Below are 25342 nucleotides of genomic sequence, written 5' to 3' on the forward strand. Positions count from 1 at the left end.
CTTCACCGAGGCCGCCTACCCCGACCTGCCCGAGCCCGAGACGTACCCGTCGATCCGGGTGACCCTGCCCAACGGCGTCATTGACCCCGAGCGGGCCGCGAGCCTGTGGGACCGCTACATCCGGGAGTGGCAGGTCGCCGACGAGTGCGGCCTCAACGTGATGGTGAATGAACACCACTCCACGGCGACGTGCATGACGTCAGTCGCGCCCCTGATCACCGCGGTGCTGGCGCGCGTCACCTCGAACGCCCGCATCCTGCTGCTGGGCAACCCTGTCGCGAACCGGCCGGACCCCGTCCGGATCGCCGAGGAGATGGCACTGGTCGACGTCCTGAGCCACGGCCGGCTCGACGTCGGATTCGTGCGCGGCGTGCCGTACGAGATCAGCGCGACGAACACCAAGCCGATCGGCATGACCGAGCGCATGTGGGAGGCCATCGAGCTCATCACCCGTGCCTGGGCGACCCACGACGGGCCGTTCAACTGGGAGGGCGAGTTCTTCCACCACCGCCAGGTCAACATCTGGCCGCGGCCCTACCAGCAGCCGACCCCGCCGGTCTGGGTCACCGCGGTCAGCCCGAGCAGCGCCACTCGGATCGCCGACCAAGACTACCGGATCGCCACTTTCCTCACCGGGTACGAAGGCGCCCGTACCGTCTTTCAGGCTTATCGGGACCGGCAGGCCGAGGCGGGCAAACCAGTCCCTGCGGACGACAAGTTCGGCTACGCCGCACTCGTCTACACCGGAAAGACGGACGCCGAGGGCCTCGACGGCGCCCGAAAACTGCTCTGGTACCTAACTTCGAACAAGGTGGCCACGGAGTTCCTTTACCCGCCGGGCTACACGCCCTACCCGGTGCGCGCCGCTGGCCTGCGCGCGCACAGCGCGGTCCACGACCCGGCGCTGCTGGCCGATCAGGGCGGCCACGCGAAGAAGGACCTCGCCTTGATGTCCCTTGAGGAGCTCATCGACCGTGGGATCGTCTTCGCGGGCAGCCCTCAGACCGTCTCGAACCAGATTGAGAAGTTCTACTCCGAGGTCGGCGGCTTCGGGAACCTGCTGCTCATGGGCCAGGCGGGCCACATGGAGCATGACGAGGCTGTCCGCGGCCTGGAGCTCTTCGCCGACCAGGTCGTCCCCGCGGTGAACCGCTTGACCGACGCCGCCACAGTCTGACCCCACCTCGATGATCGGAGCACAATGACGTCTCAATCATCCCTGCCAGACAACGTCGCGGCACCACCCACGGAGAACGCAGCACTCTCGCGTCGCTCCGTGGTGGCGGCCGGCACCGGGAACGCGCTCGAGTTCTACGACTTCGCCGTGTTCGCCTCGTTAACCCCGGTGATCTCGACGCTGTTCTTCCCCGCAGGAAACCCGGTCGCCGCGATCCTTTCTACGCTGGCGCTCTATGCCGTCGGCTTCGTGGTGCGCCCGGTGGGGGCCATCCTGCTGGGCCAGCTCGCCGACCGCCGCGGACGCAAGTTCACCCTCTTCCTCGCCCTAACCCTCATGGGCGTGACGACGGTGCTCGTCGGCGTCATGCCGACGTACGCCCAGGTCGGCATCCTAGCGCCCGCACTGCTCTGCCTCGCACGGGTCCTGCAGGGCATCTCGGTCGGCGGCGAGTTCGGGACCGCCGCCACCTACCTCATCGAGCACTCGCCCCGGCACAAGCGCGGGCTCTACGGATCCTTCGCTGTGTTCTCCTCCGCGAGCGGCAGCGTGCTTGGCATCTTCGTCGTGCTGATGCTGACCATCTCCATGACCCAGGAGACGCTTAGCGGATGGGGCTGGCGGCTGCCGTTCCTCCTCGGCTTTCCACTCCTCGCCATCGGCATGTACCTGAGGTTCCGCCTGGCCGAGTCCCCAGAGTTCGAGGAGCTCAAAGCCGAGGGCACACGAGCGCAAAATCCGCTGCGCACACTTTTCCGCGAGCACTGGCGGGCCTTCCTGACGGTGCTGGGAATCAGCGTCGGCTACCAAATCCTCTCAGCCACCATCCAAGGCTTCCTGCTCACCCACATCCGCACCGTCGTGGGGATGCCAGCTGTGCCTGCGCTGACCACGGTGCTGATCGCCGCGCTGTTGGGCCTTGGGATGGTGCTGGTCGTCGGGACCGTGGCGGACCGGATCGAGCGCCGGACGTTGCTGCTCATGGCGTGTGGGCTGGCACTCGTCCTGCCCCTCCCGTGCATGCTGATCATCAGCCTCGGCGGCTTCGGGCCTGTGCTGATCGGGCAGATCGTGTTCTGGATTCCACTCGCCATCTTCGGCGGGGTGGTTTCCGCCGTCTTCGCGGACCTCTTCCCGGCGCAGGTCAGGGCATCCGGCTTCGGCATCGCCTACGGCTTCGGAGTCGCGGGCTTCGCGGGCACAACCCCCTTTGTCGCCACCCTATTGGTCGACTCCTCGGGCACCGTGCTGGCACCGGCCTGGTACGTGATCGCCGCGGCCGCCGTCACTATGGTCGTCGTGGCGACCGCGATGCGGCGGACGACGTGAGCGTGGGTCGGCTGACGGGGCGGACGGCAGTAGTCACGGGTGCGGGCTCGGGGATCGGCGCGGCCACGGCCGAGCTGTTCGCCCGGGAGGGCGCGAAGGTCGTCGTAGCTGATCTCGATAAGGCGACAGCCGCGGCGACCGTGGAGCGGATCCGCGACGAGGGCGGAGCAGCGGAACCCTACGCGGTGGACGTCTCGGACTCCTCTGAGGTCGCCGGACTCGTCGCGTTCACCGTGGACACCTTCGGTAGCGTGGACGTGCTGCAGAACTACGCCTCAAACCGGGGAGTGGTCGCGCAGGACGTCCTGCTTGCCGCCGCCGATCCGGAGGTCTGGCTCCAGCAGCTATCCGTGGACCTGTTGGGCTGCATGCTCACCGCGAAGCACGTCCTCCCGCATATGCTGCGGGCGGGCTCGGGGAGCATCACGAACGCGTCCTCGCTGGTCGCGTGGCTCGCTCTGGAGGCCCGGCCGGCGTACGCCACGGCGAAGGCCGGGGTGATCGGGCTGTCCAAATCCATCGCCGTGGAGTACGGCAGGCAGGGCATCCGGTGCAACGTCGTGGCTCCGGGCCCGATTGTCTCGCCGGGCACCGAGGAGATGTACTCCGAGGAGCAGACGGCGGTAATGCTCGAGCACGTCGCGGCGCCGCGCCTGGGTAGGCCTGACGACGTCGCGCTGGCGGCCTTGTTCCTCGCATCGCCAGAGTCAACCTTCGTCAACGGGCAGGTGCTAGTCGTGGACGGGGGCATGTCGGCGTACGCGCCCATGGTCCCGTCGTTCCGCCGGTTGGCCGGCGGGGAGGAGTAGGCGAGATGCGTGTGATGGTGACCGGTGGCCTCGGGGTAAATGGGGCCTGGGTGGTGCGCGAGCTGCTCGACCGCGGCCACGAGGTCGGCATCTTGGAGGCCCGGGACGACACGTCGCTGATCGACGACGTCAAGGACCGGGTCGAACTCGTCGTCGCCGACGTCCGGGACGCCGGACAGGTGGTCGAGGCGACGGCGAAGCTGGCCCCGGAGGCGGTGGTGCACCTGGCCGCGTTCGTCGATTGCGATCGGGACCCGCAGCTGGCGATCGCGGTGAACGTCGGCGGTACAGCGAACGTCTGCGCGGCGGCCGTCGCCGCGCGCGTGCGCCGAGTCGTCTATACCAGCACGAAGGGGGTGTACGGGCCCAGTGTGGGCGACCGCGGCCATCCCACCTACGCGCCGATCCCCGAGCACGGAAAGCGGGTGTCGCGCGACATCTACCCGATCACGAAGGCCGCAGCCGAGGACGTCCTGTGGTGGTACGGCCGCACGACCGAGCTCGAGGTCGCCGCCATGCGGTTCGCCACGATCTACGGACCCGGCAAGCTAGCCCGGCACGGCGGGGAGGGCTTCGGGCGGCAGATCTCGCTTTACAGCTCGATGCTGGAGCTGCCCGCCGCCGGGCGGCCGTTCGCCGTAGAGCGTGGCGCCGACGAGCGCAACGACCTCGTCTACGTTCTCGACGTGGCGGACGCGATCGCGACGGTCGCCCTGGCCCCGGAGCCTTTGCAGCACAACGCGTACAACGTCACCGGCGGGGAGCCCGTATCGACCGCGGCGTACGCCGCCGCGATCCGGCGTCTGATTCCCGGAGCGGACCTGCGGGTCGGCCCCGGGCTGGACCCCATGGGCATGGGCGCCCCCTACTACACGAGACTCGACGGGAGCCGTATGGCGACGGAATTCGGGTGGCAGCCCCGCTACGATCTGGAGCGCGCGCTGCGGGACTACCGCGATCGGGTCGCTCTATGAGGGCGGCGCTGTACAGACGTCCCGGCCCGGCGAACGAGGTGCTAGAGGTCCTGGACCTGGAGACTCCCGAGCCCGGCCCAGAAGAGGTGCGGGTGCGGATCACCGTCTCGGGCATCAACCCGACGGACTGGAAGACGCGCGCCGGAACGAACCGGCGACGACCCGACGGGTTCCAGATACCCCACCATGACGGCGCCGGAGTGGTCGACGCGGTCGGCCCCGGCGTTATCGGACTGGCTGTGGGCCAACGAGTCTGGACCTACCTCGCGGCCTACCACAACCGTTGGGGCACCGCGGCCGAGTACGCCGTGCTGCCCGCCTCGCGGGTGGTTCCGCTGCCGGACGAGGCCTCCGATGAGCTGGGGGCATGCCTGGGTGTACCTGCGCTGACCGCCGCGCACTGTCTCGGCGGGAGCTTCAAGTCGCTGGAGGGGCGGACCGTACTCGTGGCCGGCGGCGCGGGCGCGGTGGGCCACTTCGCGATCGAGCTCGCCACGTTCGCGGGCGCAGCGGTCGTGACCACCGTCAGCTCCGAGGAGAAGGCGGAGCTGGCACGGGCAGCAGGTGCGGATCATGTGCTGCGCTACGACGAACCGGATGTGGCTCAGCGGATCGGTGACCTGGTTGGCGGGGTCGACCGCGTCGTCGAGGTGGCACCCGGCGCGAACATGGAGCTGGACCTGGCGGTCCTGAACCAGGGCGGCACGATCTCCACCTACGCCGCCGAGCCGGAGCTGGTGCTTGCGGGCGGCCCGCTCATGAGCGGGAATGTGCGGCTGGAGTTCGTGCTGCTCTACGGCGTGTCCGCACACGAGCTCGCCGCGGCGGTGGGGTGGACGGCAGACGCGCTGGCGGCCGGGGCGCTCTCGGCGCTGCCGATCGCGGCCTACCCGCTGGAGCGGGTCGCGGCGGCGCAGGAGCACGTGGAGCAGGGTTTCGTAGGAAAGGTGGTGGTGCGGCCGTGACCGGAGGGCTGATCAGCGCGCTTACGCCGCTGTCCTTCCTGGAGCGCTCCGCAATCGTTTACGCCGAATCACCGGCGGTCGTGTACGGCGAGCGGACCTGGACCTACCGAGAGTTTGCCGACGAGGTGGCCCGCCGAGCGCGGGCGCTGCGTGGGGCTGGTGTCCGCCCCGGAGACCGGGTCGCCTACCTCATGCCCAACGTCCCGGAGATGCTGGTGGCGCACTACGCCGTGCCTCTCGCGGGCGCGGTGCTGGTGGCGGTCAACACCCGGCTTGCGGCGGCGGAGGCGCGCGCCATCCTCGACCATTCCGGCGCGACCCTGCTCGTAGTCGACGCCGCTTTCTCGAGCACGGTGGCCCCGCTGGTCGGATCGCTAGCGACGGTGCGGACGATCGTGGAGGTGGCGGACCCGCTGGGGCCGCCGACCACAGACGGCGTCCCCGGAGCCGTCGCCTTTGCCGACCTGCCCGTGAACGGGACCGGTGAGCTCGTCTGGTCCGTCGAGGACGAGCACACCGCAATTTCGATCAACTACACCTCCGGGACGACCGGTCGTCCCAAGGGTGTGGTCTATACCCACCGGGGTGCGTACCTGAACGCGCTCGGCGGGATGCACCACAGCGACCATGACGCGGGCAGTGTCTACCTGTGGACACTGCCGATGTTCCACTGCAACGGCTGGTGCACACCCTGGGCACTCGTCGCGGCCGGCGGCACCCAGGTGTGCCTGCGCGAGGTGCGAGGGGACGCCGTCTGGGGCCTCATCAAACGCCACGGGGTGACCCATCTCAACGGCGCACCCACGGTGCTCACGACGATCCTGCAGTCCGCAGCGGGGCACGCGCTCGGCCGCGAGCTCGTGGTCACGACGGCGGGCGCGCCGCCCAGCCCGACCGTCATCCTCGGTATGGAGGACATGGGCTTCCGGATCGTGCACGTCTACGGGCTCACCGAGACCTACGGGCCCTACACGATCAATGAGCATCAACGTTCCTGGGAGAGCTTGCCCCCGGAGCGGCGCGCCGTTCTGACGGCACGGCAGGGCGTCGGGATGGTGCAGGTCGACCGGGTCCGGGTGGTCGACCGCGAGCTCAAGGACGTGCCCGCCGACGGCGTGACGATGGGCGAAGTTGTGATGCGCGGCAACACCGTGATGAAGGAGTACTTCCGGGACCCTGAGGCGACCGCGGAGGCGTTCGCGGGCGGCTGGTTCCACTCCGGGGACCTCGGCGTGCTGCACCCTGACGGGTACGTCGAGCTGCGCGACCGGGCTAAGGACGTCATCATCTCCGGTGGCGAGAATATCTCGACCATCGAGGTGGAGCATGCCGTCGCGGCGCACCCGGACGTGCTCGAGGTCGCCGTGCTCGGTGTCCCCGACGAGCGCTGGGGCGAGCGGCCGAAGGCCTTCGTCGTCCCGCGGCCGGGCCGACTTCCCACCGAAGGCGAGCTCATCGCGCACGTGCGGGAGCACCTTGCGCACTACAAGGCGCCCCGCGAGGTCGAGATAGTCGACGAGCTTCCCAAGACCTCGACCGGCAAGGTCCAGAAGTACGAGCTGCGGGAACGGGAGTGGTCCGGCGAGACCACCCGAATCCGCGGATGACCGGCCCACCACCCCCGAAGGAGCGGCGTGGCATGACGACACAGAACCCGACGATCGCACCCCCGCGCGTCGTCGAGCGGGAGGCGGTGACGGCCGACGATCTGGCGGCCCTCTGCGTCGACCTCGCACGAGACTTCCCCGGCTCCACAGCGGCGGACTTCCGGCGCTACCCGGTGCTTAGTGAGGGCGGGTGGTTCCTGGTGGTCAAGCACCAGCCCACTCTGCGTTCAGTGAGCCGAGAACCCTGGGACCTGTTCGGGCCGATCCGGCTCACCTCTCACGGGCTGGACCTCTCGTGATGATCGGGGTGGACGTCGGCGGCACCTTCACCGACGTCGTGGCTGTCGACGGCGGCGAGATCCGGACGATTAAGGTCGCGACTGCGGCGCGCACCGAGGAGGGGGTTCTCGCAGGGGCGCGGGAGGCCGGCGTCGAGCACGCTACGACCTTCAACCACGCCAGCACGCACGGGCTGAACGCGGTGATCACCCGCAGGCTGCCTAAGGTCGCGTTTCTGACGACCATGGGGCACCGGGACATCCTGGACGCCGGCCGCACCTGGCGTCCGGCCGAAGCACTGACCGATGCGCACTGGCGGCGCTCCTTCGGCGACGCCTCCCGTCCGCTCGTACCGCGTTACCTGCGCCGTGGCATCCGGGAGCGGATCACCGCGGACGGCGGGATCCTCATCCCGCTCGACGAGGAGCATGCCCGCGCCGAGCTGGAGGTGCTGAGGGACTGCGCGGTGGAGGGTGTAGCGATTTGCTTGCTCAACGCCTATGTGAGCGCGCACCACGAGGAGCGGCTGCGGGAGCTGGTGGCCGAAGTGCTCGGCGACGTGCCCTGCTCGATCTCCAGCGAGGTCTCGCCACTGGCCAAGGAGTTCGCCCGGTCCTCCACCACCGTCGTGGACGTGTTCATGCGGATCATCTATGACGGCTACACGTCGAGGCTGGACGCCGGTCTGCGCGAGGCCGGATTCCGGGGCGAGCTGAACTACGCCAACTGCGCCGCCCAGCTCGTGGCGGCGGACGTCGCGGTCGAGCACCCGTATCAGATCGTCTTCGCGGGGCCCGCCGCCGGGACCGTGGCGGGCGCCCACTTCGGTTCACTGATCGACGCTCCGAACCTACTGTGCGCGGATATTGGCGGGACCTCGTGCGACATCAGCCTGGTGACAGCGGGTGAGCCCAGTGTCGACACCACCTTCCAGCTCGAACACGACTTGGTCGTCAACGCGCTCTCCACTGAGGTCGTCAGCATCGGCGCCGGCGGCGGGAGCTTGGTGACCATCAGCCCGGCGGGAGAGCTGCAGGTCGGCCCGGGCTCGGCTGGCTCCGTGCCGGGACCCGCCTGTTACGGGCGGGGCGGGGTTGAGCCCGCGACCACGGACACCATGCTGCTCATGGGGATCCTCGATCCCGACGGGTTCGCCGGGGGGCGCATGCGGCTGGACCCCGATCTGTCCCGGCAAGCGTTCGAGGCGCTCGATACCCCGCTGACCTTCGACCAACGCGTGGACTACGCGTTCCGCACGGCTGTGGCGAACGTGGCCGAAGGGCTGTTCAACGTTGCCGTCAAGCACGGCATCGATCCCCGCGACTACAGCCTATTGGCTTTTGGCGCCGCCGGTCCGATGCTGCTTCCCGCGGCGCTGGACTTGATCCACGCAAGGGAGGTCGTGATCCCACCGCACCCGGGCCTGTTCTCCGCACTCGGCCTGGTCAGCTCCGACCAGGTCTACGGGGACAGCCGCAGCTCCTACACGATTCTGGAGCCGGGCGCCGCGGAGTCCATCGAGAAGGTGTACACGCAGATGGAGGAGCGGCTCGCCCAGCGCTTCGGCGACCGCGGCGAGAAGGTTCGGTTTGTGCGAACGTTCGACGCGCTCCTGGTGGGGCAGACCTGGGAGACCCCGTTCGTCGGGATCCCAGATGGCCCGATCACGCCGGAGACCGTACAGTGCATGATCGCGAACTTCCACGACGTCTACGAGCAGCGCACCGGCAACCGGTTCGAGGCGCTGCCCGTGCAGGGCGTGACCTACCGGGTCGAGGCGGTATTCGGTGTGGACAAGGTGGAGTACCCGCGAGTCCCCCGCCGGGAGACCGGTGGGCCGACGCCGAGCGGGGAGCTGCAGCTCCGCTACCTCGGACCGGAGCCGCTGCCTGCAGGGGAGTACCAGCGCGCCGATCTGCGGGCCGGCGATACCTTGGTCGGACCCGCGGTCGTTCGAGAGCCGTTGTCCACCACGTTTGTGCCGCCGGACCACCGGCTCACCGTTGGCGAGTACGGCGAGCTCCACATCCGACTCGAGGAGGCACAGTGACCGCCCTTCGCGACCTGCCCGCCGGCGAGTTCGAGGCCCGCTACGGCGGAGACCGGTTCACTGCTGGCGTCCTCGGCAACCGGATGCGCTACATTGTCGACCACATGTGCGCCGGCCTGCTGAATACGGCGTTCTCCCCAATCCTGCGGGACTGGTACGACTTCGGCGCCACCATCTCCGGCCCGCCCGAGCAGGGCTACCCGGTGAGCGCGGTGAGCAATTCCCTCGCTGTTTTCCTGGGTACTATGGGCGACGCCGTGCGGACCACAATCGTTGAGTACGGGCCGGACGAGGTGGCCGAGGGCGACGTGATCATCGCCAACGACCCCTACCGGATTGGCAACCACGTCAACGACCTGTGCTTCATCCGCCCCGTCTTCCACCAGGGCAGGCTGGTCTCCTTCGTGACAATCCGCGCACACCAGCTCGACATGGGCGGTGTCGTCCCCGCAGGTTTCAGCGCGACGAAGCGGAACTCATACGAGAACGGGCTGGTCATCAGCCCGATGCGGCTCTACGCGCAGGACAAGCCGGTCCGCTCGACCTTCCACCTGATCTTCGACAACGCCCGCATGGCGGCCCTGCTGCATCCGGACATGAAGAGCATCTACCAGGCCCTCCTCCTCGCGGAGCGGCTGATCCTGGAGAGCGTTGAGCGCTACGGCGTGGACGCCTACCTCGGGGCGATCTCTTACACCTGCGACGCCTCCGCCGAGGCAATGAGCACTGCGTTGCGCGAGTCGCTGCCGGACGGGATCTACGAGGCCGAGGAGGGCATGGACGCGGACGGTGTCGACGACACCCTCACCTACAGGCTTCGCATGCGGATCGCGAAGCACGCCGACCGTGTCGAGGTCGACCTGTCTGGAACCTCCGAGCAGGCCCGAACGTCCATCAACGCGTCCGCGCTCGACGCCAAGACTGCGGTCGTTGTCGGGCTGAAGATGCTGCTCGACCAAGCCTCGCCCTTCAACTCAGGATCGTTCCGCGCGGTCGACCTGGTGGTACCGCCCGGCACGTTCTGCAGCGCCACTCCGCCGGATGGCTGCGTGTTCATGTACGGCGAGGTCTCGATGCTCGTCCTCAATGCCGTCTACCGGGCGCTGTCCCAGGTACTGGGGGAGAACGCCGTCGGCGGGGACTTCGGATCAATGATGATGCACAACGCGAGTGGGGTCCGTGACGACGGCACGCCCTGGGCCGCGGTCGGGGACTGCGGCGGCGAGCACGGCCCGTGGGGCGCGAGCCGCGCGGGCGACGGGGACAGCTACTCGGTCAGCCAGCTCGTCAACTGCATCGACCCGGCCACCGAGGCGACCGAGGCGTCCGCGCCGGTGGTGCTGCTGCGCAAGGAGTACGCAGTGGACACCGCGGGCGCAGGAGCGCACCGCGGGGGCGCGGCCGTCCGGCGGGACACCCTGTTCCTGCTCGCAGGTGAGCACTGGTCCAGCCCCCTTCACACCCGCTCACCCAGCGGGACCGGGGTGCACGGCGGCGCCGACGGCGTCGCACAGGCCTGCTGGATGTTCCCTCCGGAGTCCTTCGACGTCGCCGCAGCGCAGGACCTACTGGGTACCGGGCCGGAGGTCTACGCAGGCTCCCAGCCGATCGGCGGCGTGCTGCACCCGGACACGAAGTGCCTGGACCCCGAGGGCGAGTACCACTACTTCGCCTCGAGCCCGCTCTGGCGGACCACACCACGCACCATCTTTCGCTATCAGACGGCGGGTGGCGGAGGCTGGGGAGATCCATGGAGCCGCGATCCCGAGCGCGTGCTGCGCGACGTTCGGGACGAGTACGTGTCGATCGAGGGTGCGCGGCGGGACTACGGCGTCGTCGTCGAGGGCGACCCGGCGCGGTACCCCGAACAGCTGCGGATCGACCACAAGGCCACCGTTCTCCTGCGGGCCCGCTGATGCAGCCCTACGCGGCAGGGAGCGTCGCCCTGGGACTGCACCCTCCAAACGCGGGCGCGCACGACCAGGTCGAGGCCGTGCTTCGACAAGCGGTGGCCGCGGAGTCGGCTGGCTTCGCCGGCGCCACGCTCAGCGAGCACCACGCGGGCTTCCCCGGCTACCTTCCTGCCCCGCTACTGGTCAGCAGCTGGATTCTCGCCGAAACCACCCGTCTGTGGTCCGGCCCGACCCCGACGTTGATCACGGTGCGCAACCCCGCGCTGCTCGCAGAGGAGATCGCCTGGACCGCGGCCCGCTATCCAGGCAGGCTCGGTGTGGCCGTTGCGGCGGGCTACACGCCGGCCGACTTCACCACGCTCGGGCTGAGCCAGGAGGGCCTTGCGCAGCGTTTCGCGGACGGAGTCGCCACACTGCGGCGGACGCTCGCGGGCGAGGGTCCGCTCGCCGCCGATCCCGCGATCGCCGCGCTCGCCACCGGCTCCATACCGCTGCTGCACGCCGCCCACAGCGCCTCCGCCGCAGCGAAGGCGGCGGAGCACGGCACCGGCATCCTGCTCATCGGCTCGGACGACGCCAGCCGTGCCGGACGCCTCACCGCGGCCTACGCCGCGGCGGGCGGGTTCGGCCCACGGGTCTGGATCCGGCGGGTCCACCTCGGAGACGTCCCGCAACGCGTGCTCGACGAGCTGGAGCGGGCATTCGTCGGCCACGATCGGTCCCGAGGCGGTGCGCTGAACGACGTGATTACCGGCGGGCCCGCGGAGATCGTCGATCGGCTGCTCGCCGAGACCCGGGCCCTGGGCCCCAACACGGCCCTCAACCTGAGAGTGCAGCTCCCAGGCCTTGGCCAGGGCGCCGTACTCGAGCAGATCGCCGCGCTCGGCGCAGACGTGCTTCCTGCGCTCGCTCACGAATGGAGTTCCCGTGCCGCACTCTGACCGACCGGTTGCCCTGGTCACCGGTGGTTCCTCCGGGATCGGAGAGGCCACCTGCCGACTGCTCGCCGCCCAAGGCCACCGCGTGGTCGTCGGGGGGACGGACCCGCACCGGACCAAGACCGTCGCCGACTCGGTCGACGGCGTCGCCCACACCGCTGACGTGAGCGACTCCGGCCAGGTCAACGCCATGGTGGAGGCCGTGCTGCGCGATTTCGGCCGCCTCGACGTCGTCGTCACCGCTGCCGGGACCGACGACCCCGAGACGAAGGCCGTCCTCGCCGAGCAAATGCGCGCCGGGGGCCCGATCCTACGCACCCCCGACCTCACCGACACGGCCTGGCGCCGGCTCATGGCGGTCAACCTCGACGGCACGTTCTTCGTCGTCCGGGCCGCGGTGCGAGCGATGCTGCCCGCGGGCCGGGGGGCAATTGTCACGGTCGCCTCCGGGGCGGCATACGAGACAATTCCCGGCTACCCGAACTATGCCGTGTCCAAAGCCGGCGTCGTCGCGCTGACCCACAGCGTAGGCAAGGAGATGATCGGGCACGGCATCCGCGTCAACGGCGTGGCCCCGGGCCTGGTCAAGACGCCGATGCTTACTCGGTCGCCGTCCGGGCTCAAGGGGCGGCCCGGCGGACACCCGCACCGCACCCACGCCGAGCCGGAGGACATCGCCGCTGTGATCGGGTTCCTCACGTCCGACGCCGCTGTAAACATCGCGGGCGAGATCATCATCGCAAACGGTGGGCGGGCGACGGCTTGAGCACCCTGACCTTTGATTTCACCGGCCGCACGGTCGTCGTCACGGGAGCAGCCCGCGGCGTCGGAAGGGCGATCGCCGACCTGTTCCACACCTCGGGTGCGACGGTTGTCTGTGTGGACGCCGACGCCGCCGCCCTCGCCGCCACCGCAGAGGAGATCGGCGCCGTCGCCGTCGCAGCGGACGTCTCGGACACCGCGGCGATTGAGGCGCTGTTCGAGCAGGTCGTCGCCGACACCGGCCGGGTCGACGTCGTCGTAAACAACGCCGGGATACTGCGCGACGGGATGCTCTGGAAACTCAGCGACGCCGAATGGGACGCCGTCCTGGCGGTCCACGCGGCGGAACCTTCCGGACGACCCGAGCCGCCGTGCCGCACCTGCGCCGCCAGGGCGGCGGCCGGATCGTCAACGTCACCTCCTACAGCGGGCTGCACGGCAACGTCGGCCAGGCCAATTACGCCACCGCCAAGGCCGGAATCATCGGGTTCACCCGGACCGCGGCCAAGGAGCTCGGCCGCTTCGGTATCACCGTCAACGCCATCTCACCCAACGCGGACACCCGCATGATCGCATCGATTTCCCCGGAGCGGCGCCGCGAAATCGAGGCGACCATTCCGCTCGGCCGCTTCGGCGACCCCGCCGAGATGGCTGCTGCGGTTGCCTTCCTGGCTTCTGATGGCGGCGCCTACATTACTGGTGCTGTGCTGCCCATCGACGGCGGCCTCTCCATCTGATCCCTTAAGGAGGACAATGATGCGCGAGGCCGTCATCGTCTCGACAGCGCGCACCCCGATCGGCAAGGCCTACCGTGGCGCCTTCCGAGACACTCCGGCCCAGCAGCTCGCCGCTCGCGCCCTCACCGCCGCAGTCGACCGCGCCGGTGTCGAGGGCGGGGAGGTCGAGGACGTCGTGCTCGGCTGCGCTATGCCTGAGGGCCGCCAGCGGATACAACACGAGACAGGCCGCGCTGCGAGCAGGTCTGCCGACGTCCGTCGCATGACAGTCGACCGGCAGTGCGGTTCGGGCCTCATGGCCGTCGCGACTGCGGCCAAGCAGATCGTCGCCGACGGCATGCGGATCGCGATCGGCGGCGGCGTTGAGTCGATCTCCCTAGTACAGAACGAGCACCGCAACACTCACCGCGCCCAGGACCCTTGGCTGGTCGAGCACGGGCACAACATCTACGTCTCCATGCTGGACACCGCCGAGACTGTCGCCCAACGCTACGGCGTGACCCGCGAGGCGCAGGACGAGTACGCAGTCGCCTCACAGCAGCGGACGGCCGCGGCGCAGGCCGCCGGAGTCTTCGAGGACGAGATCGCGCCCCTCGAGCTCGATCTCGACGAAGGCAACCGCCCGTCGACCACGCTCGACGGGCTGGCCTCGCTGAAGCCGGTGCATCCCGGACCCGACTCGACGGTGACCGCGGGCAATGCTTCTCAGCTCTCGGACGGTGCCGCTGCTCTGATGCTCGTGGAGGTCGGCGAGGCCGCTCGCCGTGGTCTTGAGCCCCTCGGCACCGATCGCGGGATCGCCGTTGCGGGCTGCGAGCCGGACGAGATGGGTATCGGCCCGATCGTCGCCGTCCCCCGTCTGCTTGAACGCCACGGACTCACGGTGGACGATATCGATCTCTGGGAGCTAAACGAGGCCTTCGCCTCCCAGGCCGTCTACTGCCGAGACCGCCTCGGCATCGACCCCGCCCGCTACAACGTCAATGGTGGGGCGATCGCCATCGGTTACCCGCACGGGATGAGTGGCGCCCGAATGGTGGGGCACGCATTGCTTGAGGGCAGGCGCCGTGGCGGTAGGTACGTCGTTGTGACCATGTGCATCGGCGGCGGCATGGGCGCTGCCGGGCTGTTCGAGCTTTGAGGGGCAGTGGTGGCTCAGTTGGCAGCGACCCAACGGTCCGATGTAATCGGCGAGATGGGGTTCGCAGGGGCATCACCGGATTGAGCAGCCGCGACATGAAACGTCGCCGTGGGCGGCGAAGCGGGCGAGGCCTTCTGCTCGCAAAGTCAGTGAGCTTTGTGACGGTCTCGCCATAAGCAGAGGGCCGAACCCGAGCTCACAAAACAATGTCGAGCTCCAAGGTTCCGCCGCCCAAGCCCGGGAGGCGGAGCTACGTGCTTGCTTAGACGGTGCTTTCCGGCGATGCGTGCATGATCTGTTCTTGCGTGAGGACTTCTAAGGTCGTAATAGCTGCACGGGGTCGGGCACACGGGCGACCCTAGCGGGTATTACCCGGGATTCCGTTTGTTATGCCAGGTAATGACTGACGCTTGCGAATGGTGAATAGCGAGGTTGAGTTACTGCCGCGCAATGGCAGAAGAGCGATATAGATGAACTCGGCATTCCCTTGCGGATGGCGTAGACTCATTCGGTTGCCGTCCGGCTGGCTCGCGGTACGGCGGCAGGATCAGTGCTTCGTTCGCAAGCGCCGGTACGGTCCACGCATCAGGGGCGGACCACCTGCGCCCGCCTTACCACGGCAACAAGCCGATAATCCAGATTAGGACAATCCGGCAGCTAGGCGGCCGGATCCTGGCGCCCTGGCGCATGGACCGGTACCGGTGCTTGCGGACGAAGCCCTGATCCCGCCACCGCACCGCGAGCCAGAATCGCAGAGCAGGCACGGGAAGTCGCCCACGTACTGAGCCAGCGAAGTAGAAGCCGGGTTCTTGCGCGCCCAGCCTCGTCAAACTCATAACGCGTCCGCGGCCGGTACCCCACGAACTTTTCGCAAGGCCATGACCTGCGGCTTCTCGGCAGGATCAATGCGCGCTGCAGGGGCCGAGCAGGCCTCGGTACCCAGATCGGACGCCTCCAGGGAGCTCGGGCCGGGCCCTGCGGGTTCGTCGGCTCCTGCAAGCCCAGCTGACGAATTCTGCGGTTTCTGCGGTTTCCGCGGCGGGAAGACACGTGCTCGGGCTGGCGACGACCGACTTGGTGGCTTGCCCAGAGTTGCGTCCCGTGGCGTGGTGTAGGTCCAGGCCCTGACGGCGTGGGTGAGCGCGTGTAGGGGGCCATCGTGCGACGGTCAGCGAGACCGGCTCAAAGGTGCTCGCGAAAGGACACGACGCACGATGACCCTGGACCAGTCTGCCCTGCTCGAGGTGCTGGAGACACTCAAGGCTGCACATGTCGAAGACCGAGTGCGCTCCGCAGCGGAGACGATCTATCAGGCGCTGATCGAGGCCGAGCTCAGCTCGGTGATCGGTGCTGGCCCGCATGAGCGCACTGAGTCCCGCACTGCGCAGCGCAAACGGCCACCGCCCGCGCACCCTGACCACAACGGTCGGGGACCTGGAGCTGCGCATCCCAAAGCTGCGCACCGGCTCGTTCTTCCCGTCGCTGCTCGAGCGGCGCCGCCGCATCGACCAAGCCCTGTTCGCGGTGGTCATGGAGGCCTACCTGCACGGGGTCTCCACCCGCAAGGTCGACGACCTGGTCCGCGCCCTCGGCGCGGACACCGGGATCTCCAAATCCGAGGTGTCGCGGATCTGCGCCGACCTCGACGACGAAGTCGACGCGTTCCGCGACCGGCCGTTGGCCGACCAGGCGTTCCCGTATGTGTTCCTGGACGCGACCTACTGCAAGGCCCGGGTCAACCGCTGGGTGGTCTCCCAGGCGGTGGTGGTCGGCACCGGGGTGGCCGCCGACGGGCGCCGCGAGGTGCTCGGGTTCGCCGTGGGCGACTCCGAGGACGGGGCGTTCTGGACGCAGTTCCTGCGCTCGCTCAAGGCCCGTGGGCTCGGTGGGGTGCAGCTGGTCATCGCCGATGCCCACCTCGGGCTGCGCCACGCCGTGCAGGCGGTGTTCGCTGGGGCCTCGGTGCAGCGGTGTCGGGTGCATTTCCTGCGCAACGTGCTGGCCCGGGTGCCGAAAGGGTCGGCGGAGATGGTCGCCGCGGCGGTGCGCACGATCTTCGCCCAGCCCGACGCCGAGCACGTCCACGAGCACTTCGAGGTCGTGGCCACCATGCTCGGCGCTCAGTTCCCGGTCGTGGAGGCGATGCTGCGCGAGGCCGAGCCGGAGCTGCTGGCCTTCGCCGCGTTCCCGGTCAGCCATTGGAAAAAGATCTGGTCCACGAATCCGCTGGAACGGCTGAACAAGGAGATCAAACGCCGCACCGACGTGGTCGGGGTGTTCCCCAACCCGGCGGCGCTGCTGCGCCTGGCCGGCGCGGTGCTCGTCGAGGCGCACGACGAGTGGCAGGTCGCGGATCGCCGCTACCTCTCCGAAGGCTCCATGGCCGCTCTCCGCGCCAAGGCTGAAGACGAACCAGTAGCGCCCGGCGAGCTCGTCGCGGCATCATCAGCGACAAGCTGACCGCCGCGCACGATCTACACCACCCCATGGGGCGTCATCCTTGCCCAGACCGGCAAGCAGCCCCCCGGCATACTCGCCGGCCCGCCGCCGCGGCTCTGACCTGGCTGGCTGGCTCGACATGAGCCCTACCAGCGCGTCCAACTCTACGACCCACTCGTCGACTGAACCGCGCCGGCGTGTCCGGAATGTCGGGGAGGCCGAAGGATTCCTGTGGCTAGGCAGAAGTCGGCCAGCAGGCCGGGGACCGGTCGGCCGAGCAAGGTGACCTTGGTGCCGGGTGCGTCCGGCGACCGACGAGCGCGACCCCGTCGGCCGTCGCGGCCTCCACCAGCTGTTGAGCGAACTGCTGGTGATCAATCCGAGCCCACAGCCTGGGCTCGATCGTGTCGGTCATCGCTGGTCCTTCCCAGCGGCCACGCCCGGAGCTCGAGACCACTGACGCCGGACTCGAAGGCCCGACCCTGTGAGCAGCACGCCGGGCGGCCCACGCCCCTCGTCGCCGCGCCACGGTTCACCGTCGCCGACACTTGGTTGCTCACCATGCTGCTCATCGCCTCGCGGTGCTCAGCCTCGTCCCGAGCCTCACGCTGCCCGGAGAGCGGGCCGGACCTGGACCTCAGCTGGCGATCATGGGCGGCCGAGCGGAACGCCGCTGTTACCTGGGCGGCCGTCTGCGATACTCGGCAGCAACCTCTCGCAACGTCATCCTCATCTCTGTGCACCGTGCACAGCGTCTGCCCGGCAAGTATCGCTCTCAGGGCCAGTGACCCGGCCGTTCGCCGCTGCTTCACTGACTCAACCCCCACATGAGAGACGGTGATCACATGACGGCGACGCCAGTCGTGCCCTCGGCGGACCCCGCGCGGTCCGCCGCCCCGGACGGTCTGAGCCGCGACAGCATCGGGGTCGCGGGAATCGTCTTCTTCATCATCGCGGCGGCCGCCCCGCTCACCGTGGTCATCGCGCTGTTCCCGGTGATCATGGGTTCCGGCAACGGGGTCGGGACGGCCGGAGCGTTCCTCCTGGTCGCCGCGGTGCTGCTGGTCTTCGCGGTCGGCTACGTCGCGATGAGCAGGCACGTGCGCAACGCCGGAGCGTTCTACTCCTACGTCAGCCTCGGTCTCGGCCGTCCCCTCGGTCTCGGCGCGGCCGGGCTGGCGATCTTCGGCTACAACGCGATCCAGCTGGGGCTCTACGGCGGCATCGGCTACTACGCTCACGAGCTCGTCACCGGCTGGATCGGAGTGGACCTGCCGTGGTGGCTCTACTCGCTGGTCGCCCTCGCGGCCTGCCTCGCGCTGGGCGCCAATCACATCCACTCGGGCGCTCGGGTGTTGGGCGTCCTGCTGTTCCTGGAGACGGTCGTGATCGTCGTGCTGGACGTGGCAATCCTGGTGAACTCGCCGACGCCGGCGTCCCAGTGGTCGTTCGACCCGATCTCGCCGACCACGGTGTTCGCCGGGGCGATCGGGGTGGCCCTGATGTTCGCGCACGCGTCGTTCATCGGCTTCGAGGGCAGCGCGATCTACAGCGAGGAGGCCCGCGACCCGCGCCGTACGGTGCCCCGCGCCACATACATCGCCGTGGTGTTCATGGGCGTGTTCTACGCGATCACTGCCTTCCTGATCGTGAACTCGTTGGGTGTGGGCAACGCGGTGGGAGTGGCTCAGGACTCCGGCGGTGACCTCGTGTTCGTGGTCAGCGACTCGGTGCTGGGCGGCTGGATGACCGGCGCTTTCCGCGTCCTGATCATCACGAGCATGTTCGCCGCGATCGTTACCTTCCACAACAACGTAGCGCGGTACCTGTTCTCGCTGGGCCGGCAGGGTGCGCTGCCCGCGGCGCTCGGCCGAACGCACGCTCGCAAGCAGTCCCCGGTCACGGCCTGCGTGGTGCAGACGGTCATGGTCGGGCTGGTCATCGTGGTCTTCGCGATCGCCGGGCTCGACCCCTACGCTGCCCTGTTCACCTGGATGACCGGTATCGGCGCCGTCGGGATCATCCTGCTGCAGTTCGTGGCGAGCATCGCGGTCTTCGTGTGGTTCCGCCGCACGAACCACGACAAGCGGGTGTGGAACACCGTGATCGCCCCGCTGCTTGGCATCGCGGGCCTCGCTCCGTTTCTGTGGTTCGCCCTCACCGAAATTGATGTCCTGCTGGGCACCGGCGGCTGGCTGGCCGCCCTGCTCGTTGGGCTCGTCTTCCTCTCCCTGTTGGGCGCGACGGTGTGGGGGCTGTGGCTCAAGCGGGCCCGGCCCGCCGTCTACGACGGGCTGCTCACCGGGGTGGGCGACCGGGCGTGAGGCGGCCGGGCGGACGGTCAACGGTCGGGCTGCGCCTCGGCCGCCGTCCGCCCCGGACGGGAGCGCAGCCACTCCAGGGCCATCGTCAGGCGGGCCGTGTGTTGCGGGACCGACAGGTCGAGACCGGTGGCGGTCTCGACGGTCTGCAGCCGGTTCCGGATGGTGTTGCGGTGCCGGTAGGTTCGCTCGGCGACCTCGGCGATCGAGCCGAATTCGAGAAAGCTGCGCAGCGTCCCCAGCAGACCCTCCGAGTCCCGCAGCGCCAGCAACGGGGCGAGCACCTCACGGGCCATGGGTCCGGTCAGCTCGTCCTGCCCGGACATGATGGCGCCGATCCAGTGCTCCCGGATCGGGCGCAGCCCTGGCGCCGCATCGCTGCGGCTCGCGGCGCGGGCGAACCGGACGCCGCGGGGGACCTCAGCCAGCCCGGCCACGTCCGCGGTGCCGCACCGCCAGCCGCCGAGTGGCTCGAGCAGGGCGTGCACGGCGGCGCTGTCCCGCTTGCCCCGGTTGACCACGCCGAGCAGCTCGTCCCCGAGGTAGCCGAGGTAGCAGGGCAACGACGCGCGCTGCAGCGCGGTCCGGCAGGACTCAAGCCTGCGGTCCTGGGTGGGCACGCCCTCCGCGACAACCACGACCAGGGGTGCGTCGGCCGGGATCCCAAGCAGCGAGGACACGTCCGTGACCACGCTCGGGTCGCGCTCGCCCTCGAGCACCAGGCGCTCGAAGGCCCGCGCGCGGATCTCCCCGCGGTGGCTGGCCAGGTCTCGCTCGGTGCGCCGGTATGCGTCGACCACCTCGACACTGTTCGCCTCGGTGGCCTCCCAGACCAGCAGAAGGCCGTCGAGGAACCCGGGATCCTCGGTGAGCCTGCGCCGCCTTCCCTCGCTGACGATCGCCTCCCAGAGCGTGCGCAGGTCCAGCTGGAAGGAGTGGATGAGGGCGGGCAACGGGAATCCCTGCTCGGCCCGCTGCCGACCGACGTCCGCGGTGGCTCGGGCCACGTGCGGGGGCACCGGCTCGCCGGAGAGCCGGGTGAGCGCCAGCTCGAGCGTGCGCCGCATGCCGGCGAGCTTCACTCCGGGTGCGGCCTCCATCCGCGCGTAGGCGGGTTCCTCGGCGTCCAACCGCTCCTGGGCGTGCCGGGCCAGCGCGTCGAGCTGCTCGGTGAGCAGCATCCGGGCGATCGACCGCACCGCCTCGGCGTGCGGGGCGGTCGCCTCAGCCATGGAACGACGATGCCGCAGTGATGTGCATGAAGCACACTAACTCAGCCGGTGTCGATGCGCGTACATCAGCTTAAAGGATCTCACATGCTGTTTCGCAGAGGATACTTCGTTCGGTGACGAGGGTGTTGTGCGTGGGGCACAGCAGGGGCGGCCGAGATCGCGCCGCTGGCCCATTGGTCCTGGCACCCCGTTGGCGTTGTATCGAGACGTACCCCGGTGACCCGAGAAAGTGAGACCTCCCGAAATGACCTTCGCGACCACTTCGGACTCGCGCCCGGTCACGGGTGCACGCCGCCCCGTCCTGCCGGCGGAGCTCCTAGCGGAGGTGCTGCGCCGTGACTTCGGGATCGCCGCCGCCGCGCAGACCCCGCTCGGCGGCGAGGTGGACCTGAACCTGCGGGTGGACGACGAGCAGGGCAGACCGCACTTCGTCCGAGCCAGTCGCGCGGAGCCCGGATCGGCCGACATCGCCTGGCAGAACGCGTTGCTGCGGCACCTCGAGGCCACGGTCCCCGAGCTGCCGGTGCCCCGGCTGGTCCCGACCCTGACCGGCGCCGACGGCGTCGACCTGGTGCACGACGGTGCCGCCTTCACAGTCCGCGTGCTGTCCTGGGTCCCTGGCCGCACCCTGGCCGACACTGCGGAGCACCCGCCCGCCCTGCTCACTGCGTTGGGTCGGATAGCCGGGCAGCTGAACCTTGGCCTCTCTGGCATGGCCCGCCCCGAGGGCGGACTCCCTCCGCACGACTGGGACATGCGGCGCGCGGCGGAGGTGGTGGGGGAGCCCGGCGACATCGTGACCGACCCGTCGGACCTCGCGGACGTCCGGCGGATCATGGCCTGGTACGCCCGGATCCACCCCGTGCTGGCCGAACTACCCCACGGCGTCGTGCACCAGGACCTCAATGACGCCAACGTGCTCGCCCTGGACGGCGAGATCTCCGGAGTCGTCGACGTCGGCGACGCCCTTTACAGCATCCGGGTCGCCGAGGTGGCCATCGCCGCCGGCTACGCCATGGTGCGCAAGGCCGATCCGCTGGCCGCCGCCGCGCACGTCGTGGCCGGCTTCCACTCGGTGGTGCCGCTGACCGCCGAGGAGATCGCCGCGATCTACCCGCTCGCCGCGGCCCGACTCTGCATGAACGCGGTGACCTGGAATCGGCGGGTCGCCGAGTCCGGCTCGGAGTACGGGCGCACCCGCTCCAGGCACACCTGGCCCACCATCCGGATGCTCGCGCAGGTTCCGCCGGACGCCGCCGAGGCGGTCTTCCGGGTGGCCTGCGGGCTGCCCGACCACCGCCCGACCGCGCCCGCCGAGGAGCTCGCCGCGGCCGTCGAGCGCGGGTTCGCCGGGGCCGGGAACATCGTCGCCCTCGACGCGCGTCCCGCGAGCGAGCTCTACGACGACGTCGACTGGACCGACGCGGCCGCCCTACGGGCCGCCGTCACCACCAAGCTGGCGGGCCGCCCCGGCGTGCTGGGACACCTCGAGGCCTCGCTTGCCTGGTCGGCACGCCGCCGCCCAGGCTCGGCCGAGCCCGCCACCGTGCGGGTCGGCAGCACCGTGCTGCTGCCCGCCGGGACAGAGGTCGCCGCGCCTGCGAACGGCCTGGTCGTCCGCGCCGGGAGTCCCCTGGTTGTCCGGCACGGCGAGGTCTTCAGCTGCTGGTGGTCCCTGGACGCCGCCGTCGAGCCGGGCGACCCGGTGACCGCGGGCCAGGTGCTGGGCACTGTGGCCGAGGGCGACGCCGAGCCCGGTTTCGGCCCCGGCGTGCAGGTGCAGCTGGTGCGCTCGGCGGACGTGGCCGCCTGGCCGCCACCACGGCGGGTGAGCCCCTCGTGCCGACGCACTTGGCGGCTGCTCACCACTGACCCCACGCCGGAGCTCGGCCGGCTGCCCGAGGAGCTCACCGTCGACGAGGTCGTGGCGGTGCGCGGTAGGCGGATCGCCCGATCGCAGCGCAACTACTACGCCCGGCCGATGAACCTGGTTCGCGGCCGCGACGTCTGGTTCTACGACGAGGACGGCCTGGCCTACCTCGACTCGCTCAACAACGTGACCCATGTGGGCCACGCCGAGCCCCGGGTCGCCGCGGCGAGCCACCGCCAGATGCGAACCCTCAACACCAACAGCCGCTTCGTGTACCCGCAGATCGCCCGGTACGCCGAGAAGCTCGTGGCCACCCTGCCCGAGCCCCTCGAGGTGGTGTTCCTGGTGTGCACCGGCAGCGAGGCCAACGACCTGGCGCTGCGAATCGCCCGCCAGGTCACCGGCCGGGTGGATCTGGTCAACATCGACGGCGCCTACCACGGCAACACCGGCGTCGTCACCGGGATCAGCCCGAACCGCTACAAGGGCCCGGGGGGGCAGGGCGCCCCGCCGACCACGCACGAGGTGCGGATGCCGGACCGCTACCGCGGCCCCTACGGCTACGACGACCCCGGCGCCGGCGCCCGCTACGCCCACGACGCCGCCGAGGTCATCGCTCGGATCGACGCCGACGGCCGGCGCCCGGCGGCGTTCATCGCGGAGTCGCTGATGGGCAGCGGCGGCAACATCGTGTTCCCGCAGGGCTACCTGCAGGGTGCGTTCGCCGCGGCCCGAAAGGCGGGCGCACTCTGCATTTCTGACGAGGTGCAGGTGGGCGTGGGCCGGCTGGGCTCCTGGTGGGGCTTCGAGCTGCAGGGCGTGGTGCCGGACATCGTGACGATGGGCAAGCCGCTGGGCAACGGACACCCGCTCGCCGCCGTTGTCACCACCCGGGCGATCGCCAACGCCTTCGACACCGGCATGAAGTACTTCAACACCTTCGGCGGCAACCCGGTGTCGTGCGCCATCGGCGAGACCGTGCTCGACATCGTGGAGCGCGACGGGCTGCGGGACAACGCTGTGAAGGTCGGCGGGTACTTCGCCGAGCAGCTCCGGGCGCTGGCCGAGCGGCAGCCGATCATCGGTGACGTCCGCGCCGAGGGCCTCTACCTCGGCGTCGAGCTGGTCCGCGACCGGGTGACGAAGGAGCCGGCCACCCGTGAGGCCTTCGCGGTGACCGAGCTGACCAAGGAGCGCGGCGTGGTCGTGTTCCCAAACGGCGTGCACGACAACGTCCTGAAGATCAAGCCCCCCATGACCTTCCGGCGCGAGCACGTCGACACCTACGTCGAGGTGCTCGACGATGTCCTGTCCCTGCCCGAACTCACCCTCGACAAGTAAGGACCCCTGATGCCGACCGAGCTGTTCCAGTACCTCGCGGGCGAGGCTGTCCCCGCCGCCTCCGGCGCGCTGGACGACGTTCTCAACCCGGCCACGGGCGAGGTCATCGCCCGGGTCCCCGCGGGCGGCGCCGAGGACGTCGAGAAGGCTGTCGCCGCCGCCGACGCCGCGTTCTGGCCGTGGGCCGAGACCCCGCCCGCGGAGCGGTCCGCGGCGCTGCTCAAGCTGGCCGACCGGCTGGAGGGCGCCCGCGAGGAGGTGGCGGTGCTCGAGTCGGACAACGTCGGCAAGCCGCTGCACATCGCCCGCGAGGAGGTCGACTTCGCCGTCGACAACTTCCGGTTCTTCGCCGGCGCCGCGCGGGTGCTGGAGGGTAGGGCGGGCGGCGAGTACTCGGCCACCCACACCAGCTTCATCCGCCGGGACCCGCTCGGCGTCGTCGGCAGCGTGGCGCCGTGGAACTTCCCGCTGGTCATGGCGGCGTGGAAGATCGGCCCGGCGTTGATGACCGGCAACACGCTGGTGCTCAAACCCAGCGAGCAGACCCCGCTCACCGCGCTCAAGCTCGCCGAGCTGGCCGCGGACCTGTTCCCGGCAGGCGTGCTCAACGTCGTCACCGGGCACGGCGGGACCGTCGGTGAGGCGATCACCACCCACCCGAAGGTCCGGATGACCTCGCTGACCGGTGACACCGCCACCGGCAAGCGGGTCGCGGTGGCCGCCAGCGGCAACCTGAAGCGGCTGCACCTGGAGCTGGGCGGCAAGGCCCCGGTCCTGGTCTTCGCCGACGCCGATCTCGACCTGGCCGTCCGCAAGATCGTCGAGGGCGGCTACGGCAACTCCGGACAGGACTGCATGGCCGCCTCGCGGGTCTATGTCGAGGCCCCGATCCACGACGAGTTCGCCGCGGCGCTGGCCAAGGCGGTCGGGAACGTCGCGATGGGCGATCCCCGCCTGGACACGACGGAGATGGGCCCGGTCATCTCGCAGGCCCACCTGGACCGGGTGACCGGCTTCGTGGACCGCGCCACGACGACGGGGGAGGGCGAGCTCGTGGTCGGTGGCCCCGCCTCCGGGCCCGGCTTCTGGTACAAGCCGTCGCTGCTGGTCGGCGTCCCGCAGCAGGCCGAGATCGTGCAGAAGGAGGTCTTCGGCCCCGTCGTCACCACCACCCCGGTAGCGGACGAGACGCAGGCCTTCGCCTTCGCCAACGACGTCGAATACGGCCTCGCCGCCTCGGTGTTCACCTCCAGCGTGTCCCGCGCACTGCGGGCGGCCCGCCGGCTCCAGTTCGGCACCGTCTGGATCAACGAGCACCTGCCGATCGTCTCGGAGATGCCGCACGGCGGCTTCAAGCAGTCCGGGCACGGCAACGACATGTCGATGTACTCGCTCGAGGAGTACACCGAGATCAAGCACGTCATGATCAACCTGGTCGAGGGCTGAGTCCCCCACACG

At 69.7% G+C, this 25342-nt stretch carries 17 protein-coding genes and 2 pseudogenes; 18 read left to right on the plus strand and 1 reads right to left on the minus strand.

Translation table 11 applies throughout. From position 1 onward, the window contains the following. The first annotated feature begins 58 nt into the window (after positions 1–58). From PKE99_RS25670 to PKE99_RS25740, 16 genes and pseudogenes are all read left to right on the plus strand, one after another. Complete coding sequence (locus tag PKE99_RS25670) at positions 59–1177, plus strand: LLM class flavin-dependent oxidoreductase (protein ID WP_271214924.1); 1119 nt, start codon at positions 59–61, stop codon at positions 1175–1177. Between the two features lie 99 nt (positions 1178–1276). Further along, on the plus strand, positions 1277–2506 hold the full coding sequence (locus PKE99_RS25675) for an MFS transporter (RefSeq protein ID WP_037051277.1): 1230 nt from the start codon (positions 1277–1279) through the stop codon (positions 2504–2506). Positions 2507–2508: 2 nt separating this feature from the next. Beyond that, positions 2509–3315 (plus strand): SDR family NAD(P)-dependent oxidoreductase, encoded by an 807-nt coding sequence (locus PKE99_RS25680; protein WP_037051280.1) that lies wholly within the window; start codon positions 2509–2511, stop codon positions 3313–3315. 5 nt (positions 3316–3320) lie between these two features. Next, on the plus strand, positions 3321–4289 hold the full coding sequence (locus PKE99_RS25685) for an NAD-dependent epimerase/dehydratase family protein (RefSeq protein ID WP_037051283.1): 969 nt from the start codon (positions 3321–3323) through the stop codon (positions 4287–4289). Then, complete coding sequence (locus PKE99_RS25690; RefSeq protein ID WP_037051286.1) at positions 4286–5254, plus strand: NADPH:quinone reductase; 969 nt, start codon at positions 4286–4288, stop codon at positions 5252–5254. The genes PKE99_RS25685 and PKE99_RS25690 overlap by 4 nt, the downstream gene beginning before the upstream one ends. Next, a complete protein-coding gene (locus PKE99_RS25695; protein WP_037051289.1) occupies positions 5251–6861 on the plus strand; it encodes a long-chain-fatty-acid--CoA ligase in 1611 nt (536 codons plus the stop codon). The genes PKE99_RS25690 and PKE99_RS25695 overlap by 4 nt, the downstream gene beginning before the upstream one ends. A 32-nt stretch (positions 6862–6893) precedes the next feature. Then, the gene (locus tag PKE99_RS25700; RefSeq protein WP_051738051.1) at positions 6894–7160 is read left to right on the plus strand and encodes a hypothetical protein; all 267 of its coding nucleotides are present in this window, start codon (positions 6894–6896) and stop codon (positions 7158–7160) included. Next, positions 7160–9190 (plus strand): hydantoinase/oxoprolinase family protein, encoded by a 2031-nt coding sequence (locus tag PKE99_RS25705; RefSeq protein WP_037051363.1) that lies wholly within the window; start codon positions 7160–7162, stop codon positions 9188–9190. Before PKE99_RS25700 ends, PKE99_RS25705 begins: the two co-directional genes overlap by 1 nt. Further along, positions 9187–11106 carry a hydantoinase B/oxoprolinase family protein gene (locus PKE99_RS25710; RefSeq protein WP_037051293.1) on the plus strand — a complete coding sequence of 640 codons (1920 nt, stop codon included), beginning with the start codon at positions 9187–9189 and terminating at the stop codon, positions 11104–11106. Before PKE99_RS25705 ends, PKE99_RS25710 begins: the two co-directional genes overlap by 4 nt. Beyond that, a complete protein-coding gene (locus tag PKE99_RS25715) occupies positions 11106–12044 on the plus strand; it encodes an LLM class flavin-dependent oxidoreductase (RefSeq protein WP_051738052.1) in 939 nt (312 codons plus the stop codon). The genes PKE99_RS25710 and PKE99_RS25715 overlap by 1 nt, the downstream gene beginning before the upstream one ends. Continuing rightward, the gene (locus PKE99_RS25720; protein ID WP_037051295.1) at positions 12031–12807 is read left to right on the plus strand and encodes an SDR family NAD(P)-dependent oxidoreductase; all 777 of its coding nucleotides are present in this window, start codon (positions 12031–12033) and stop codon (positions 12805–12807) included. Before PKE99_RS25715 ends, PKE99_RS25720 begins: the two co-directional genes overlap by 14 nt. After that, positions 12804–13085 (plus strand): annotated as a pseudogene (locus PKE99_RS39070) (SDR family NAD(P)-dependent oxidoreductase); the annotation flags it as partial. The gene PKE99_RS25720 and the pseudogene PKE99_RS39070, both read left to right, overlap by 4 nt. A gap of 89 nt (positions 13086–13174) precedes the next feature. Further along, the gene (locus PKE99_RS25725) at positions 13175–13540 is read left to right on the plus strand and encodes an SDR family oxidoreductase (protein ID WP_269323048.1); all 366 of its coding nucleotides are present in this window, start codon (positions 13175–13177) and stop codon (positions 13538–13540) included. Positions 13541–13556: 16 nt separating this feature from the next. Then, positions 13557–14681, plus strand: coding sequence for an acetyl-CoA C-acyltransferase (locus PKE99_RS25730; RefSeq protein ID WP_197040813.1), 1125 nt, complete (start codon positions 13557–13559; stop codon positions 14679–14681). A 1214-nt stretch (positions 14682–15895) separates the two neighbouring features. Then, a pseudogene (locus PKE99_RS25735) lies at positions 15896–17141 on the plus strand (IS256 family transposase). Between the two features lie 824 nt (positions 17142–17965). After that, the gene (locus tag PKE99_RS25740; RefSeq protein ID WP_051738053.1) at positions 17966–19444 is read left to right on the plus strand and encodes an APC family permease; all 1479 of its coding nucleotides are present in this window, start codon (positions 17966–17968) and stop codon (positions 19442–19444) included. A 17-nt stretch (positions 19445–19461) separates the two neighbouring features. Here the strand turns inward: PKE99_RS25740 and PKE99_RS25745 are convergent, their stop codons facing one another. Next, the gene (locus tag PKE99_RS25745; RefSeq protein WP_037051297.1) at positions 19462–20673 is read right to left on the minus strand and encodes an RsbRD N-terminal domain-containing protein; all 1212 of its coding nucleotides are present in this window, start codon (positions 20671–20673) and stop codon (positions 19462–19464) included. A gap of 325 nt (positions 20674–20998) precedes the next feature. Here PKE99_RS25745 and PKE99_RS25750 point away from each other — a divergent pair, with 325 nt between their 5' ends. Both PKE99_RS25750 and PKE99_RS25755 read left to right on the plus strand, forming a co-directional pair. After that, positions 20999–23884, plus strand: a complete 2886-nt coding sequence (locus PKE99_RS25750) for an aminotransferase class III-fold pyridoxal phosphate-dependent enzyme (RefSeq protein WP_197040814.1) — start codon at positions 20999–21001, stop codon at positions 23882–23884. 9 nt (positions 23885–23893) lie between these two features. Next, positions 23894–25330, plus strand: coding sequence for a gamma-aminobutyraldehyde dehydrogenase (locus PKE99_RS25755; RefSeq protein WP_037051304.1), 1437 nt, complete (start codon positions 23894–23896; stop codon positions 25328–25330). Positions 25331–25342: the final 12 nt, after the last annotated feature.

It is taken from the genome of Pseudonocardia halophobica (assembly GCF_027922425.1).
Classification (GTDB): domain Bacteria; phylum Actinomycetota; class Actinomycetes; order Mycobacteriales; family Pseudonocardiaceae; genus Pseudonocardia; species Pseudonocardia halophobica.